This window comes from Pseudomonas allii (genome assembly GCF_055380095.1).
On the sequence record NZ_AP039450.1, the window covers coordinates 4,519,048 to 4,532,518 of the forward strand.

The 13,471-nt window shown below is 60.4% G+C and carries 18 protein-coding genes; 12 read left to right on the forward strand and 6 right to left on the reverse strand.

Annotation, left to right across the window (positions count from 1 at the left end):
- Window positions 1-103 precede the first annotated feature (103 nt).
- Window positions 104-709, forward strand: coding sequence for a hypothetical protein (locus tag ACZ445_RS20630; protein ID WP_310864151.1), 606 nt, complete (start codon window positions 104-106; stop codon window positions 707-709).
- Between the two features lie 2 nt (window positions 710-711).
- Here the strand turns inward: ACZ445_RS20630 and ACZ445_RS20635 are convergent, their stop codons facing one another.
- Window positions 712-945: a hypothetical protein gene (locus tag ACZ445_RS20635; protein WP_310864150.1), complete on the reverse strand. Its 234-nt coding sequence runs from the start codon at window positions 943-945 to the stop codon at window positions 712-714.
- Window positions 946-1,105: 160 nt separating this feature from the next.
- Between ACZ445_RS20635 and ACZ445_RS20640 the strand changes: the two genes are divergently transcribed.
- The 4 genes from ACZ445_RS20640 to ACZ445_RS20655 all read left to right on the forward strand — a co-directional run bounded on the left by ACZ445_RS20640 (window position 1,106) and on the right by ACZ445_RS20655 (window position 3,614).
- The gene (locus ACZ445_RS20640; RefSeq protein ID WP_058425622.1) at window positions 1,106-1,537 is read left to right on the forward strand and encodes a YeeE/YedE family protein; all 432 of its coding nucleotides are present in this window, start codon (window positions 1,106-1,108) and stop codon (window positions 1,535-1,537) included.
- A 2-nt stretch (window positions 1,538-1,539) separates the two neighbouring features.
- On the forward strand, window positions 1,540-1,965 hold the full coding sequence (locus tag ACZ445_RS20645) for a DUF6691 family protein (protein ID WP_310864149.1): 426 nt from the start codon (window positions 1,540-1,542) through the stop codon (window positions 1,963-1,965).
- 85 nt (window positions 1,966-2,050) lie between these two features.
- The gene (locus ACZ445_RS20650) at window positions 2,051-3,040 is read left to right on the forward strand and encodes a zinc-dependent alcohol dehydrogenase family protein (protein WP_310864148.1); all 990 of its coding nucleotides are present in this window, start codon (window positions 2,051-2,053) and stop codon (window positions 3,038-3,040) included.
- A 334-nt stretch (window positions 3,041-3,374) separates the two neighbouring features.
- Complete coding sequence (locus ACZ445_RS20655) at window positions 3,375-3,614, forward strand: DUF6124 family protein (protein ID WP_310864147.1); 240 nt, start codon at window positions 3,375-3,377, stop codon at window positions 3,612-3,614.
- A gap of 232 nt (window positions 3,615-3,846) precedes the next feature.
- Here ACZ445_RS20655 and ACZ445_RS20660 read toward each other — a convergent pair whose 3' ends face one another.
- Window positions 3,847-4,092 carry a DUF3630 family protein gene (locus ACZ445_RS20660; protein ID WP_058425626.1) on the reverse strand — a complete coding sequence of 82 codons (246 nt, stop codon included), beginning with the start codon at window positions 4,090-4,092 and terminating at the stop codon, window positions 3,847-3,849.
- Between the two features lie 1,684 nt (window positions 4,093-5,776).
- Here ACZ445_RS20660 and ACZ445_RS20665 point away from each other — a divergent pair.
- Together ACZ445_RS20665 and ACZ445_RS20670 are read left to right on the forward strand one after the other, a co-directional pair.
- Window positions 5,777-6,187 (forward strand): hypothetical protein, encoded by a 411-nt coding sequence (locus ACZ445_RS20665; protein ID WP_310864146.1) that lies wholly within the window; start codon window positions 5,777-5,779, stop codon window positions 6,185-6,187.
- 260 nt (window positions 6,188-6,447) lie between these two features.
- Window positions 6,448-7,041 (forward strand): hypothetical protein, encoded by a 594-nt coding sequence (locus ACZ445_RS20670; RefSeq protein ID WP_310864145.1) that lies wholly within the window; start codon window positions 6,448-6,450, stop codon window positions 7,039-7,041.
- On the opposite strand, the gene ACZ445_RS20675 is transcribed toward ACZ445_RS20670, so the two are convergent.
- Together ACZ445_RS20675 and ACZ445_RS20680 are read right to left on the reverse strand one after the other, a co-directional pair.
- Window positions 7,026-7,328, reverse strand: a complete 303-nt coding sequence (locus ACZ445_RS20675; RefSeq protein ID WP_310864144.1) for a hypothetical protein — start codon at window positions 7,326-7,328, stop codon at window positions 7,026-7,028. The genes ACZ445_RS20670 and ACZ445_RS20675 overlap by 16 nt on opposite strands.
- A gap of 66 nt (window positions 7,329-7,394) precedes the next feature.
- Window positions 7,395-8,078, reverse strand: coding sequence for a hypothetical protein (locus tag ACZ445_RS20680; protein ID WP_179029890.1), 684 nt, complete (start codon window positions 8,076-8,078; stop codon window positions 7,395-7,397).
- 149 nt (window positions 8,079-8,227) lie between these two features.
- Between ACZ445_RS20680 and ACZ445_RS20685 the strand changes: the two genes are divergently transcribed.
- Entirely contained in the window at window positions 8,228-8,470 is a 243-nt protein-coding gene (locus ACZ445_RS20685; protein ID WP_179029886.1) for a hypothetical protein, read from the forward strand.
- A gap of 38 nt (window positions 8,471-8,508) precedes the next feature.
- Window positions 8,509-9,045, forward strand: coding sequence for a hypothetical protein (locus ACZ445_RS20690; protein ID WP_310864143.1), 537 nt, complete (start codon window positions 8,509-8,511; stop codon window positions 9,043-9,045).
- Window positions 9,046-9,059: 14 nt separating this feature from the next.
- On the opposite strand, the gene ACZ445_RS20695 is transcribed toward ACZ445_RS20690, so the two are convergent.
- The gene (locus tag ACZ445_RS20695; protein ID WP_093124773.1) at window positions 9,060-9,668 is read right to left on the reverse strand and encodes a LysE family translocator; all 609 of its coding nucleotides are present in this window, start codon (window positions 9,666-9,668) and stop codon (window positions 9,060-9,062) included.
- Between the two features lie 111 nt (window positions 9,669-9,779).
- Between ACZ445_RS20695 and ACZ445_RS20700 the strand changes: the two genes are divergently transcribed.
- The 3 genes from ACZ445_RS20700 (at window position 9,780) to ACZ445_RS20710 (ending at window position 12,420) form a co-directional block, all read left to right on the forward strand.
- Window positions 9,780-10,643, forward strand: coding sequence for a LysR family transcriptional regulator (locus ACZ445_RS20700; RefSeq protein WP_179040841.1), 864 nt, complete (start codon window positions 9,780-9,782; stop codon window positions 10,641-10,643).
- 97 nt (window positions 10,644-10,740) lie between these two features.
- Window positions 10,741-11,103, forward strand: coding sequence for a hypothetical protein (locus tag ACZ445_RS20705; RefSeq protein ID WP_464707504.1), 363 nt, complete (start codon window positions 10,741-10,743; stop codon window positions 11,101-11,103).
- 69 nt (window positions 11,104-11,172) lie between these two features.
- Window positions 11,173-12,420 carry a hypothetical protein gene (locus tag ACZ445_RS20710; protein WP_464707505.1) on the forward strand — a complete coding sequence of 416 codons (1,248 nt, stop codon included), beginning with the start codon at window positions 11,173-11,175 and terminating at the stop codon, window positions 12,418-12,420.
- Window positions 12,421-12,684: 264 nt separating this feature from the next.
- On the opposite strand, the gene ACZ445_RS20715 is transcribed toward ACZ445_RS20710, so the two are convergent.
- Window positions 12,685-13,410: a BPL-N domain-containing protein gene (locus ACZ445_RS20715; RefSeq protein ID WP_179029212.1), complete on the reverse strand. Its 726-nt coding sequence runs from the start codon at window positions 13,408-13,410 to the stop codon at window positions 12,685-12,687.
- Between the last annotated feature and the right edge of the window lie 61 nt (window positions 13,411-13,471).

Sequence of the window (13,471 nt, forward strand, 5' to 3'; positions counted from 1 at the left end):
AACGGCAGAGGTTACACCACGGCGTGGAGGGTTTCGTGACAGCAGGATTTCTATACACTTTGCCGCGGGCTAAAAACCTGCCCCAATCGTCAAGGATAAAACGATGCGAATCACCGCCATGGCCCTCGTCGCCACCAGCACCCTATTGCTCACCGCCTGCAGCGAGAGCCCTTCCGACACCGACATTCAAGCCGCCCTGCAACCCCGCCTGGAAGGGGCTTCCTGCATCAGCGCGCCGATGTTCAAAGACTTCCCCGTGACCCTGGGTGACAGCTTCACCCGCAGTGTGTCCAAGGGCAACGCACCGGCCTTCGATGCGCTGGTCGATGCAGGCCTGTTGGCCAAGAGCGACCAGACCTACACCCTCACCGAACCAGGTAAAGCCGCCCACGTGCCCCAGGCCTCCGGATTCTGCTACGCCCAGGGCTATGAGATCGCGAGGGTCCAGAGCACCGAGGTCAACACCGATCAGATGGGACCGGCCGTGGAAAAATCCTGGCAGGTGACCGTGGACATCCGCCAGAAGCCCGTCGCCCCGTGGGCGAAAAACCCGGCGATAGAGCGACTGACGCGCCACCCGGAAAACCTCTCCGAAGCGCCAAAGACCTACCACGTGACCGTCGGCCGGGTGAAGGGGGAACCAGGGTTGCAGTTGATCGACCCGCGCTTTTCGATCTCACGCGGGATCAGCGTGAGCCAGGGCTTCTGACCTCAACCCTTCAACTCACTAACCCGATGCGCCGCCGCGTCGTCGTACACCACATACAACGACTCGGCGACCTGGCTCTTGATGGCCTTGGTAGACTCAAGGCCCAGCACAAAGCCCTCGGCCTTGCCGCCGGCGCGGTTGAGTTCCTCAGGGGTGGCGGCGCCGGTAATGGCGTCGAACAGTTTGGTGGCATGGGGGCCGACGCCCTTGGGCAGGCTGATCTGGTCGATGGACATGGGCGATACCTTAAAAGAGAGAATTCGGTAGCGCGTGCAACCACTGCCGGGGTGGCATGGTAGACTGGCTGGCTGAGAAAGGGGGCTTTTTCATGACCCTCCCCACACCACCGTGATAGCGCTAAGCTACATCCCCCTCCCGCCCCGCAGGCCCAGCACCATGACCCTCTCCCCCGACTTCACTCCCTGGGCCTCCCTGCTCGGCGGCGCGCTGATCGGCCTCAGCGCCGGCCTGTTCATCCTGCTCAACGGGCGCATCGCCGGTATCAGCGGCCTGCTCGGCAGCCTGCTGGCCAAACACGCTGAAGGCCGCGCTGAAAAAGCCCTGTTCCTGCTCGGCCTGCTCGCCTCGCCCTGGCTGTGGTCACTGTTCGGCAGCTTGCCCGGCGCGTCGATCCAGGCCGGTGGCGCAGCGTTGGTGCTGGCGGGGTTGCTGGTGGGCCTCGGCACGCGCTACGGCGCCGGCTGCACCAGCGGGCATGGGATCTGTGGGCTGTCACGCCTGTCGCTGCGCTCGCTGGTGGCGGTGGCGTGCTTCATGGGCAGCGGGTTTGCCACTGTCTACTTCATCCGCCATCTGATCGGAGCCTGAGCATGCGCAAATTGACCGCGTTGATCGCCGGCCTGATCTTCGGCCTGGGGCTGTACCTCAGCGGCATGACCAACCCGGCCAAGGTGCTCGGGTTTCTCGACCTGGCCGGCGAATGGGACCCGTCCCTGGCGCTGGTCATGCTCGGCGCGCTCGCCGTCAGCAGCGTGTTCTTCTACGTCGCCAGGCAGCGCCGCACCGCGTTGCTGGGCGCGCCGATACAGCTGCCGACCAGGCGCACCCTCGACCGGCGGCTGGTGCTCGGCAGTGTGGTGTTTGGTGTTGGCTGGGGGATCGCCGGGCTGTGCCCCGGCCCGGCGCTGGCGTTGTTGCTGACCGGGCAATGGCAGGTGGGGGTGTTCGTGCTGGCCATGGCGTTGGGGATGTGGCTGTTTGAGCGGATTGAGGCGCGCAGGTTGGCCAAGGCTTGAGGCGCGGGCGGGAGGTTGTGCTTTATCTCCACCCGCCCCCGGCCTACATTGAACGCCTTATCGATCAACCCCGAGGTAAGCCCCCATGGCACGCATCGTCCGGATTCACGCCTACGGCGACGCCAGCGTCTTGAAACTCGAAGACGTCGACGTCCCCGCCCCCGCCGCCGATGAAGTCCAAATCGACGTCAAAGCCTTCGGCCTCAACCGCGCCGAAGTGATGTTCCGCAACCACGCCTACCTGCAGGAAGCCGAATTCCCCAGCCGCCTGGGCTACGAAGCGGCCGGTGTGGTAGTCGCGGTCGGCGCCGATGTCAGCGACCTGCAGGTGGGCGACGCCGTCAGCGTCATCCCACCGCTGGACATCGCCCGCTGGGGCACCTACGGCGAAGTCGCCAACGTGCCCGCCCACCTCACCGTCAAACACCCGCAAACCCTCAGCTTCGTGCAAGCCGCCGCGTGCTGGATGCAATACGTCACCGCCTGGGGCGCCCTGGTGGAACAGGCCAAACTGACCCAGGGCGACACCGTACTGGTCACCGCCGCCTCCAGCAGCGTTGGCCTCGCCGCCTTCCAGATCGCCCGCAGCGTCGGCGCCACCGCCATCGGCGTGACCCGCACCCGCGCAAAAAAACAGGCGCTGCTGGATGCCGGCGCAGCGCACGTCATCGTCAGCGATGAAGAAAACCTGGTGGAACGCGTGATGCAACTCACCCACGACCAAGGCGCCCGCGTGGTGTTCGACCCGATCGGCGGGCCGGGTTTTGAAGCCCTCACCCAAAGCATGGCCCAGGGCGGAATCTTGCTGGAATACGGCGCACTGAGTGCCGAGCCCACGCCGTTTCCGTTGTTTACCGTATTGGGCAAATGTTTGACGCTCAAGGGGTATCTGTACGCCGAGATCGTCGCCAAACCGGCGGCGTTGGCGCGGGCCAAGGCGTTCATTCTGGACGGGCTGGCGTCTGGCGCATTGGCGCCGGTGATTGCGAAGACGTTTGCGTTGGACGAGGTGCAGGAGGCGCATCGGTTTTTGGAGGCGAACCAGCAGGTGGGGAAAATCGTGGTGACGGTGTGAGGGCGGTGTCCTAGGACAATTCCCAAAGCTGGAGAGTGGGTTGCCCGATTGCCTACGCGTGGGTCAGAATCCGCCGGCTTGTGCACTGGGGTGGTGGAATCTATGGTTGCGCGGTCGCTGAATTTTTCGGTGATCGGGTTTAGTAGCCCGGATCGGTTATCTGAATGTGCATGAGCTTCATCAGTCAGACATCACGTCTGTGCTTGATGGCGGCTGTGCGCAGGGCGTCCTCGGACGCGCCGGCTTTAGATATCCACCGGTCTACTAACCTGCGTACAGCTGCCACCCACTCGTTTAGTAGCGGGGAGGTGGTGGCCCAAGTCAGGATATCTTTATGCCTCACGTCATGCAGGATTCAACCGTGCTCTTCTGCGTTGCTCCAGACGCAAGCAATGAAGCCCTCATTGCCAATAGTTACGAAACCTTCGCCTGTGTCAGTACCCTTCTGCTCGATCTATCCGAAGATCTGAGCGGCAAACATCGAGATATTGCACTGGCTATCCACCAATTGAGTGAACTGGGCGTGTTACTCACAGCCAAGCTCCTTGATCGTGAGGCGCCCTCCGCGGGCTGACCATAGCTATCCAGAAGACGAGGCAGGTCAGTGGCTGAGTCGAAGTATGAAAAATGGGGGCGGATTGATCCATGAAGAATCAATTCGTCCCCTTTTCAGTGGGCTCAAAACGGCCTTTAGTGAATGGCTACTCTCGGCCAAAAGCTGACGATGGCTACAGGCAGAAATCGACCCACTGCTGCCGTCTAGATCAGACGTGATCTTTGTTGGAGCGGGCTTACCCGCAAAGAGGCTACTTGAGCAACACACATACTCTTCGAGCGATGTCATCTGCGCCATCGGGAATGTCCACTGAAATGCCTAAATAGTGTTCAAGGTGCAGGGTGAGCGTGTGTTCATCTACCAACAGATCCCAGTAGCGCTGATCTTGACCATCGAGCCTCTCTTTCCAGCAACCTCCCAGCCCTTGCTCAAGAACCCGGGCCACGTCCTCGAAAAGCGTCCAGTCGGCTTCTTCTGATACTTCAATCCTCACCATGCGTCACCTCACCACCAGAAGTCCCCCGATTCTGGTGGCTCCTGCGAATGGTCGCAATGGGTCGAAAGTCGTCAATCGCGAAGCGCAGCTATTGGCCGTGAGCTGCGGTACGCAACTGAAAGCTTCCGGCCCAAAAAAGCGGCTCCGAATCGCCGAATGAAGGCTAAGAAACCTGATCACCTATCACTATGAGGGGTTCTCCGAAGGTTACATCAGATAGCCGAGTAGCCTCAGCTAATGCCCGTAAAGGGGCAGGCAAATCGAAAAGTGTCAGTGGATTCAGTGGGCGGCATTGCAGCTCATACCCCCTCAAGGCCTGGCGTGAATCGCGATGAACGTCTGACCAGTCGTACGCGAAGAACCCACGTTTGGCAAATTCAACGAAAGCGTTTACGCCAGCCCTGGCAGTGACCCGATCTACATCGGACACCTCCGGCAATGAAAGGACAAATTCTTCGGAGTTTTCGACGGAGGGCATTGCGGAATCAGGAACCGGCCCCGGCCCACCCGTAGTGAAGAGCGCAACCTGCCCGACGGCGTCGGTGGCGACCCATCCAACATCAAAGTCCTGGAGAACGAAGGGAGCCACCATTTGCACCTACTTTATAAAAAGGGACGAGTTGATTTCCTAACTCTACTTCCCAGCCCGGAGTGTGTAAAAGCGCGTCGGCAAACTCTTAAAGCAGGAAGAAATTCGACGAGTTCATTATCCCAGCTTTAAACATCCGGTTCTGGCCGATTGCTGCCCGCTACGACAGGCAGAAATCGGCCAGAAGCAGCACGTCAGCACGAGCAGAAATCGCCAGACTATTCAACCGGTAGAGACAACAGACTAGACACTGCGCTGGCAGAAAGACTGTCTCAGATAAGGCGAGGCCATAAGTTGGTGGCAATACGCTTTGTCTGTGTACGCCATCACAATCCGCACCCCTTTGCGATAGGCTCAACGACAAGTGTTGAAGGCGCTTTCCCTGTCTGAATATCAACTACCTCCAATGCGCAACCGGATTTAGGAGCTGAGTGGGTCACTTGGTAGATCCCCCACGCATTAGGGACGAAGCTACTGATGCTCAAACAACTCCTATGGATTAACGGCTGATCCGTGTTCTCACGCTCCTTGATTCCTGAGCTGAGTGCGCTCAGGTAAATGCGCCGATCAGGCTGGATTAGAAATCGATTCTTTTCAGGGTCTGACGGTGAAACACTACCTAGCACACCGGTCTCTTTCGTGTCTTGGCAGTGAGCATCGTAGTAGGCCCAATACACTTGGCTGCCTCCAGACATGAATTCGTTTTTCCCCCAATGAGCATCAAGGGTGGCGTGCGGCGCATTCGGTGCCGGTTGCTGGTAGTGACCAACACAACCAGTCAGAAAAATCGCACAGCAGATAAGTATGGATTTAGTCAACTTCACACCAACCGAGAAGAATCCAGAAATGGGGACATCTGGTCCGTTATCGGCCAGTCTGGTTTAAACAAGAGAGTTCGTCTCAAACGTTGACGATGTTATGCGGACGATTCAGTTGTCCGCGTTGGGTCAAAAGACGTCTTTTCGGTAAAGACATCGGAACGTCGCTACGCCCCGCGCGGACCGGGTAGCAACGTGGAGATGGGAATCGCCTGAGTCGTTGCGCGTTTGAGAAGTCATCGTCATTCTGGAAGCGACGATTTTTGAGGAGATTGAAGTGGACATTGACCGTCTGAAAAAAAAGCGGCAACTGAACGTGCAAGAGCAAAATGCTCTTGTGGCCCACAGACTCATGGTAACCGCCAAAGCTTGGTTGGCCAGAGGGATTCCCATAGCCTTAAAAAACTATGGCGAGTCGAAAGGCGTTAGATGGTCAGAAACCGTCGTACTAGATCTTGAAGTCGACTTTCCAGGTATGCCCAGCCTTTATGGTCTTTTGCTCACTCACGCAGAGCGGTTCATAGAGTTTGAAATTGATACCGATGACACTCATAGGTACGTGGAATCGGTGAGTCAATGGGAGGATGTTTCTGCTAATCAGGACTACGCGCCCCACAAGCGCGGTACTGGAAAGGGGTTCGCAGCAATTGCTCTTCAGGTGAGACGCGAACTCCTATGCGGCTTGTAGGTGTGAATCACAGAAGCTGAGATTCCATTGTGGATCGGAAGCCGCTTTTCGCCGATGTCTTCCGAGAATTGGGGTCAGCCCACGTTATCAATAATGGTGTGCTGCCCCCTACTCCCCCTGACCAACCCGCTTGCTGTGGGACTTGTTGTTGCTGAAATTGAGATCGCCGGTACAACCGCGATCTGACCCACTTTGCGTCGGCTACGGAATGCACCTGTTTTCTTGCGGTCTGTAGCACAACGCTGCAAAGGACTCGCGCCATGTCGATTCGCCCCACGCTCTGCCTGTTGACCCTGCCACTATTTGCCGGCTGCCAGTTTTTCCCACAGACCCATTACTTCACCGCCCCCGACAACGAGCCGAACCCCGCCTGGGTACGCATCGTCAATTTCACGCAGCACGCCGATATCTACCAATACGAAAACGGTGTGCGCTCGGGCGGTGTCATCCGTAGCGGGCCGCTGCCCTTCATCCATACGCAGGATCAGGGCATGCATAAAGCTGGGCAACATTTGACCTCCGACTACTATGAAACCCGCGTGCGGCCCGGCATCGAAACCCATGTGGGGCTGTTCTGGGAGGGGCCGCGCACTCAATCCTGTTTTGTCACGGTGCAGTTCACGCCGCAGGCTGGGCGTTACTATCAGTTCAGCCTGACGTCGGGCTCCAGCGGCACCTGCACGGCCAGGCCCTCGCTGATCGAGCGCGATAAAGCGGGGGCGGGATGGCATCTCACGCCTAATCCGCAGGTGACTTACTCGCCTGCCGGCCCCACCGCCAAAACCCACTACAACAACAGTCGCTTCGAGGACCCGGATTACCAGCCGCCTCCCAGTCTCTATCCGGGGATGTAGGAATCAGCGACCAACGCCAGCAACTCATTCACCAATTCAACGGCTTCCTGCTGATAGCCCTCACGCCAGCGGGCTGAGAAATCCTCCGGCCTGCCCTGCTCTTCCCACTCGGCCAACGCCAAGCCATTGATGATTTCCAGCTCGAACCATTGGCGCTGCCAGGCGGCAACGTCGGTCACCAGCGTGGTGTCCTGCCATAGGCATTCGGTGTGCGCGACAAATTGGCTCCACGCAAACACCCCGTGTGAAGCCCTTTCGCCCTGCGCGGTCAATTGCGCTTTGTTCACCCTCAATCCCCTCGTATTGCCAACTCAGTAACACTTGGGCTCTGACCGGTTTCTTTCACGCACGACTTACAATCCAAGCCCGTACTGAAACAACGCCATGTCCATCACCCGCGCCATAGGATACGGCAGTTTCAGGCGTCCAGTTTTCAACGGCGGGGGTGAAAGATTCAGTTGCTCCACCACGCCCGCCAACGCCGTCAGCCCCTTCCCGCTGGCGGTGGTGATGAACGCGCGACGTGGGAACAGATCGCGGCAGGCGGCAATGTAGAAACGGTCCAGCGCCGGGCACTCTCCCCAGACCCCCATCAGGATTTTGGTCTTGAGGGTGTCGGTCCAGGAGACGTTGGTGGCCAAGGTCTCCATGGAGGTCAATACGCTGTCCAACAAGGCTTGGTTGTAGGCCAGGTCCGGTGCGCCGGGTGCGAAATTATCCAGGGAGAGTTCAAACAACTCCGGGCCCTGGCCGGTAAAAAGGCACTTGGCCAAGGCTTTCATCAGGTCCAGGTTGCTGTTCTGCAGCAGGCCCGAGGAGCCACGGAACATCCCCCAGTTCGCCAGGTAGAACCCGATATGCAGGGCGGTGGTGTCGATCTGTTCTTCGCTGATGAGGTCAGCCCAGCGAGGGCGGGATTCGTCCCAGATGTATTCATAGAGAAACTCCCACGCCTTGAGTCGGGGGTAGTCGTTACCCGGAGAGGGCTGGATATTCTGGTAGTAGATCTGGGCATAGCGATTGACATCAAAAATCATCATCTGGCTTCCTGCGCACGGCGTTCCTGTTGATCACATCAGCAGAGATTATCGACAGTGCGGGCGAGATATTGAATACGCAGCCCCCCAAGGAGCCGCCCCACGTTTACACTGGCGCCTTTTGCACCGCTCACGCAGGGAAGCACTCGATGTCCACCGATCCGCTATGCCTGGTTTTTGTCCCCGCCCTTGTGGCTGTACTCACCGCCGCCGAGGCGAAAAAAGGCACGCCGCTCACCGAAGCCGAAGTGTGTGCAATCCGCGATGCAGCCACCTCTATTGCGCTGCCGTTCAGCATCGCACTGGCGATGGAAACCGAGCGAGGTTATCCGGATATTGTCGCCGAGGAATGCTGGAGTGAGTGGCAACGGCTGCGTGCTTCGGTTGCCTGACCCCGCTTATCGACCCCCTTACGAATGGAATCGACACCATGCTCACCTCCCCGCGCCCACTCAAACCACTCATCTGCCTCACCCTCCTCGCCGCCCTCACCGGCTGCGGCGCATTGACGGATGTGCGCTCGTTCTCCACGCCCTACACCACGCCCACCAGCGCTGAAACCGTGCGCCTGCGTGTGATGAGCGATGGCATGGTGCGCGCTGTGCCCAACTCCAATTGCATCAACTTCCGCCTGCCCGGTGCGGGGGTGATGGTGGCCAACCGAGAGGGCTATGCAGACCGCAACGGCGAAAGTCTGGGCATGGCGCCCGTGCAGCGGTCTTCGGAGGCCACGGTGATGAGTGAACTGCGGGTGCCGGCCGGGCAGCCCATCGCGTTTCATTACATCGGCAATCGTTGCTACAACATGTTCACTTTCGTGCCTGAGGCGGGGATGGACTATGAACTGGATGCAACGGGGCGCTATAAGTGCGGGGTGACGCTCAAGCGCATGTTGGTTGGCAAGACTGAGGGCACCCGAGTGCCGTTGGGCGAGAGCAAGTTGTGCAATTGGGGCGATAACTTCTGAGCCACGTCTTGCCCTCAGCTATGCAACGGCAACGCCACCCCGAACAACACGAAGAACCCACCACAGACTTTATTGAACCGCCGCCCGGTGCGCGCCAACCAGGGCCGCACCCGGTGCGCGGCGCTGGCCACCAGGTATTCGACCACAAACTCCACCACGGCGTAGGTCAGCGCGATGATGGCGGTCTGCGTGATGATGTTTCTGTGGGGGTCGAGGAAGGGTGGGATAAACGCGGTAAACAGCAGCAGCGCCTTGGGGTTGGAGAGGGCCGAGACCAACCCTTGGCGGAACAGCGACCAGCGTCGCAGGCTGGAAGTGGCCGCTGTTTCCAGGCTGACGGGAGCGGCGCGCCACAGTCCGTAGCCCAGCCAGATCAGGTAGAGCCCGCCGGCAATCTTCAAGGCCGTGAACGCGCTGGCCGAGGCCTGGATCAGCGCACCCAGGCCCAGCGCGCACAGCGCAAGCACCAAGGCAAAACCGAGCACGCCGCCGCTGATGGTGAACAGGGTTCTGCGACTGCCGTGCAGCGCGCCATGGGTCAGCGCCAGCAACGCATTCGGGCCTGGCACCACGGATATCCCGCAGCAGGTGATCAGGTAGAGCAACCAGGTCTCGAAGGGCATGATCAAGTCCGCAATGGGTGGTTTTGACTGCTATCTTGCAAATGAACAACGACCGTGAAAAGCGCATAATCCACGTCGCAGCCATTCGATTAACGAATAAAGGTAACCGCCATGTCTTCCAGCGATTTGCAGATCGATTGGCTCAAGTGCTTCGTCGCCGTGGTGGATGCCGGTTCGCTGTCGGGTGCGGCCCATGAGGTGAACCGCTCGCAGTCCGCCGTCAGCATGCAGATGAAAAAACTCGAGGCTGCGCTGGGCCGGCCCTTGCTCAACCGTGGCCCGCGGCACCTGCAACTGACCGATGACGGCCAGACACTGCTGGGCTATGCCCGTCGCATGCTCGCCTTGCACGCCGAGACCCAGGCGGCGTTTCACGGCGAGGCATTGACCGGTCGCATCCGCCTGGGGGTTGCCGAGGACTACGCAGCCAAATACCTCACGCCGCTGCTCAAGCGTTTTGCGCCGCGTTATGCGGGGGTGGACATCGAGCTGACCTGTGAACAGTCGACCGCCCTGATCCCGCGTGTGCGCAGCGGCGATCTTGATCTTGCGCTGGTGTCCAGGGACTCGCCGCACACGGGGACGTTTCTATTCAAGGAGCCGATGGTGTGGGTCGGCTCCGCGCAATTCGAACTATGGCGGCGCGACCCGGTGCCTATCGCCGTCTACGAAAGCGAAAGCCTGGCACGGCGGTATGCGGTGAATTCACTGGCGCAACAGGGCCGCCAGTTCAAGGTGGTGTACAACAGCTCCAGCCTGGCCGGCCAACTCGCCGCCGTGGAAGGTGGGCTGGCGATTGCTGCGATTACAGAGTGCACCGTGCAGCCGTCCTTGCAGGTCTTGAGCAGCGAACACGGCTTGGGCGCTATCGAACCGATGGAGGTGTCGATTCTACGTAGTCGGGCTTCGCGCGGATCCAAGGCGGTCAACAGCCTGCATGGGTTTATCATCAGTGCGCTTAGAGCTCAGGCGTAGCCCTGGCGCGTCGCGCTATCTGGACACCGAGGTGATCCCATAACAGCCTCGCTGAAGCTCGACAGCTCCTACAATTGATCTGCATTCGGAGCTATACATGGCCCTGTCCAAACGTGAAACCGTTGGTATCGAACGCCAACTGGTCGCTGCACTGACTGAAGCCTGCGAAACGGCGAAGGCTGAAATCCCGGGGTTTGAATGGCTGACGCATACGGTCAACTACGCCGACTTCCCGCAAAGCCTGCGCATTACCTGGGTCTTCGACACCCGCGCCAACAAGGAGCAGGCCGTGGCGACAGGGTTGGACGCGCGCATCCGCGAACTCACGGCCGCAGCCCTGCACGATGCGCAAATCCCACCCGTGCCGTTGCCGCGCTGCGTTCAACTTGACTCCGAAGAAGCCTGCCAAACCCAACACGGCGGCAATTGGCGTTTGCGCCTGACCCGCGCAGCCAACTAGAGCCTGGCGCCCAACTGCTGGATAATGCCTCGCCCTGTTCCTCGCCTGCCGAAAAGGAAATCCCGCCCCATGAAGTTGCCGCTTTCCGCCGCCCTGCTTGCGTCTGCCCTGCTGTCGCCTTCGCTGGCCCACGCCGACGACGCCGCACTGGTCGACACCCTCAAGGCCTTCACCCGCTGCGACGCGAGTTTTTTCAGCAGCCTGAACACCCACCGCGACGCCTGGCAGGCCTACGCCCCGCTCAAGCAAGAGAAGGACTTCAGCTGGATCGCGGTGCGCGATCGCACCGACCCCAAGGCCACCGCAGTGCCGGTGAGCGCGCCGGCCATCGCGGGGTTGAAGCTGCTGTCCTACAACGATGAGGTCAGCGATCTCGGCCCGTTGGGCCTGTATTATTTCTGGGGTTTCACGGTGGACGGCAACGTTGATGAGGTCGCGCAGCGCTTTGCCGCACTGCTGGACCAACCCGCTGCGCTGCAAAAAGGCGAAGGGCAATACACGCGCAGCGAGCTGAAGGTGGGCAACAGCTGGCAGGCGATCAAGCCGATGCCGGGCAAGGCGCCAGGGCTGCGCAATGTGGAGCGGGTGCTGATCGTGGAGCCGGAGGGCACGCACTCCCGTGTGAGCTGTTCGGTGCAGGGCGGTGTGACTCCCGGCCTGGTCGCGCTGCTGCGGCCGGACATTGCACCGGTCGATTACCCGCGCACGGTGGCCGACACCCATCTCGCCGACGTGCCGGTGCCGCCCACTGTGCTCCAGGGCCTCGACGCGCCGTTATTGCGGCCCAGGTTCAAGACGTTGAGCTACACCTACCTGTCGAAGAATGACGCGGGCAAGGACGCGCCGATCACCATCCAGTTCAAGGCCGAGGGTGGTTTGCTGGTGAAGAATGAGGCCTATGGCAACGCCTTCAATGTGGACCGTTTGATGCTGGCAGACCTGATCCAGCTAAAATCGAAAATGAACGGCGTGGGCGAAGGCCAGGTGCTGCAGACCCGCGAGGCCGAGGTCAAACTGCCGACCAGTTGGGCACCGGGCCAGACCCTGAGTGCGCACCTGAAGATGGCCAATGTGCCGGTCAAGCCCACCGACAAGCCGACCGAGACCACCTTGACCTGCAAGGTCGGCGAGCGCTTCCCGGCGCGCCAGGTGTTTGCGTCGTTGACGGGCGATGCCATCCGGCTGGCCTGCGAACAGGACGGCTACACATCGTCGCGCGCGTTTATCGAGGACCTGGGCGTCGCCCTGACGCTGGAGTCGACGTCGAGCCAGACCCACTATGTGAATGAAATCCAGACGCTGGATGTCGTGCGCTGATTAGTGCTCCACGCCACGCAAGAACACATCGAAGCGGCGACTGATCGCCCGTTGTGTTTAGCCGCAGTCCCACTCAACGTGTGATGAGCCGGCCTGTTGTGGCGAGCGGGCTTGCCCCGCGTTGGGTGGCGCAGCCGCCCCAATAAAACACCGCATGCTTTCAGACAGCATGCGGTGCCTGGCTTTGGGGCTGCTTCGCAGCCCAACGCGGGACAAGCCCGCTCACAACAACAAGCCCGCTCACCACAAGGGATCAGGGGGCAGTTAGAAGTGGCGTATGAGCGAGCCGAACAGGTCGCCTTGGGGCATTTGGCTCAACGGTATTTCGGCGTTCTCGAACCACTGCGCACTGGCTTCAGGATGGGGCCCGCTCAGTATCACTACGCCTTTCTCGAAGGTATACCGCGCCGCCGCGACGTCGCCGTTGCGGTAGGTGGCGATGGCCGCATAGGGCGCGACCTTGGGGAAGAAAGGCCCGTCCTGGAAGAACACCTGGTCAGGCTTGCCGTCCCAAGTGACCTGCACGGCGGCGTCGGCGCTGTCGGGCACTTCGAAACCGGGGCGACCGGCTTCGCCGTCGAGGTCCACCGGAATCAGGCCGAGGTTGCTGTCATCCGCCAGGTAGGCACCCATGCACAAGCCCAGGTAGCGCCCGCCGTTGGCCACGTAATCGCGGATCGCCTCGCTGCGCGCATCGCCCAGGCTGCGCAGGGCGCCGGGGATGTCCTGGCCGCCGCCGGGTTGCACGTAGAGGTCGTAGCGCGCCAGGGTTTGCGGGGTGATGTCGATGGGCTCGTCGGCGCCCACGAAGTCGATACGGTAGTTGGGGTTGATGCGCTGCAGGGCCTTTGCCACGTTTTCCGAACAATCATCGCAGCCTGCCGGGCCACGGTAGATGGCGACACGGGTGATAGGCGCCGAGGCTTCGGCCGGTGACGGCAGCAAAAGGGCAAAGGCAAACAACGTGGCGACGACAGCTCGCAGGTTCATGGTCAAGGACTCCTGAAGGACCACGCAAAGCCTATAGCGATTGCGCCGTTGAATCCGTTAA

Coding starts and splice junctions, on each gene's coding strand:
- ACZ445_RS20630 (WP_310864151.1), top strand. CDS start 104: ATGCGAATCACCGCCATGGCCCTCGTCGCCACCAGCACCCTATTGCTC.
- ACZ445_RS20635 (WP_310864150.1), bottom strand. CDS start 945: ATGTCCATCGACCAGATCAGCCTGCCCAAGGGCGTCGGCCCCCATGCC.
- ACZ445_RS20640 (WP_058425622.1), top strand. CDS start 1,106: ATGACCCTCTCCCCCGACTTCACTCCCTGGGCCTCCCTGCTCGGCGGC.
- ACZ445_RS20645 (WP_310864149.1), top strand. CDS start 1,540: ATGCGCAAATTGACCGCGTTGATCGCCGGCCTGATCTTCGGCCTGGGG.
- ACZ445_RS20650 (WP_310864148.1), top strand. CDS start 2,051: ATGGCACGCATCGTCCGGATTCACGCCTACGGCGACGCCAGCGTCTTG.
- ACZ445_RS20655 (WP_310864147.1), top strand. CDS start 3,375: ATGCCTCACGTCATGCAGGATTCAACCGTGCTCTTCTGCGTTGCTCCA.
- ACZ445_RS20660 (WP_058425626.1), bottom strand. CDS start 4,092: ATGGTGAGGATTGAAGTATCAGAAGAAGCCGACTGGACGCTTTTCGAG.
- ACZ445_RS20670 (WP_310864145.1), top strand. CDS start 6,448: ATGTCGATTCGCCCCACGCTCTGCCTGTTGACCCTGCCACTATTTGCC.
- ACZ445_RS20680 (WP_179029890.1), bottom strand. CDS start 8,078: ATGATTTTTGATGTCAATCGCTATGCCCAGATCTACTACCAGAATATC.
- ACZ445_RS20685 (WP_179029886.1), top strand. CDS start 8,228: ATGTCCACCGATCCGCTATGCCTGGTTTTTGTCCCCGCCCTTGTGGCT.
- ACZ445_RS20690 (WP_310864143.1), top strand. CDS start 8,509: ATGCTCACCTCCCCGCGCCCACTCAAACCACTCATCTGCCTCACCCTC.
- ACZ445_RS20695 (WP_093124773.1), bottom strand. CDS start 9,668: ATGCCCTTCGAGACCTGGTTGCTCTACCTGATCACCTGCTGCGGGATA.
- ACZ445_RS20700 (WP_179040841.1), top strand. CDS start 9,780: ATGTCTTCCAGCGATTTGCAGATCGATTGGCTCAAGTGCTTCGTCGCC.
- ACZ445_RS20705 (WP_464707504.1), top strand. CDS start 10,741: ATGGCCCTGTCCAAACGTGAAACCGTTGGTATCGAACGCCAACTGGTC.
- ACZ445_RS20710 (WP_464707505.1), top strand. CDS start 11,173: ATGAAGTTGCCGCTTTCCGCCGCCCTGCTTGCGTCTGCCCTGCTGTCG.
- ACZ445_RS20715 (WP_179029212.1), bottom strand. CDS start 13,410: ATGAACCTGCGAGCTGTCGTCGCCACGTTGTTTGCCTTTGCCCTTTTG.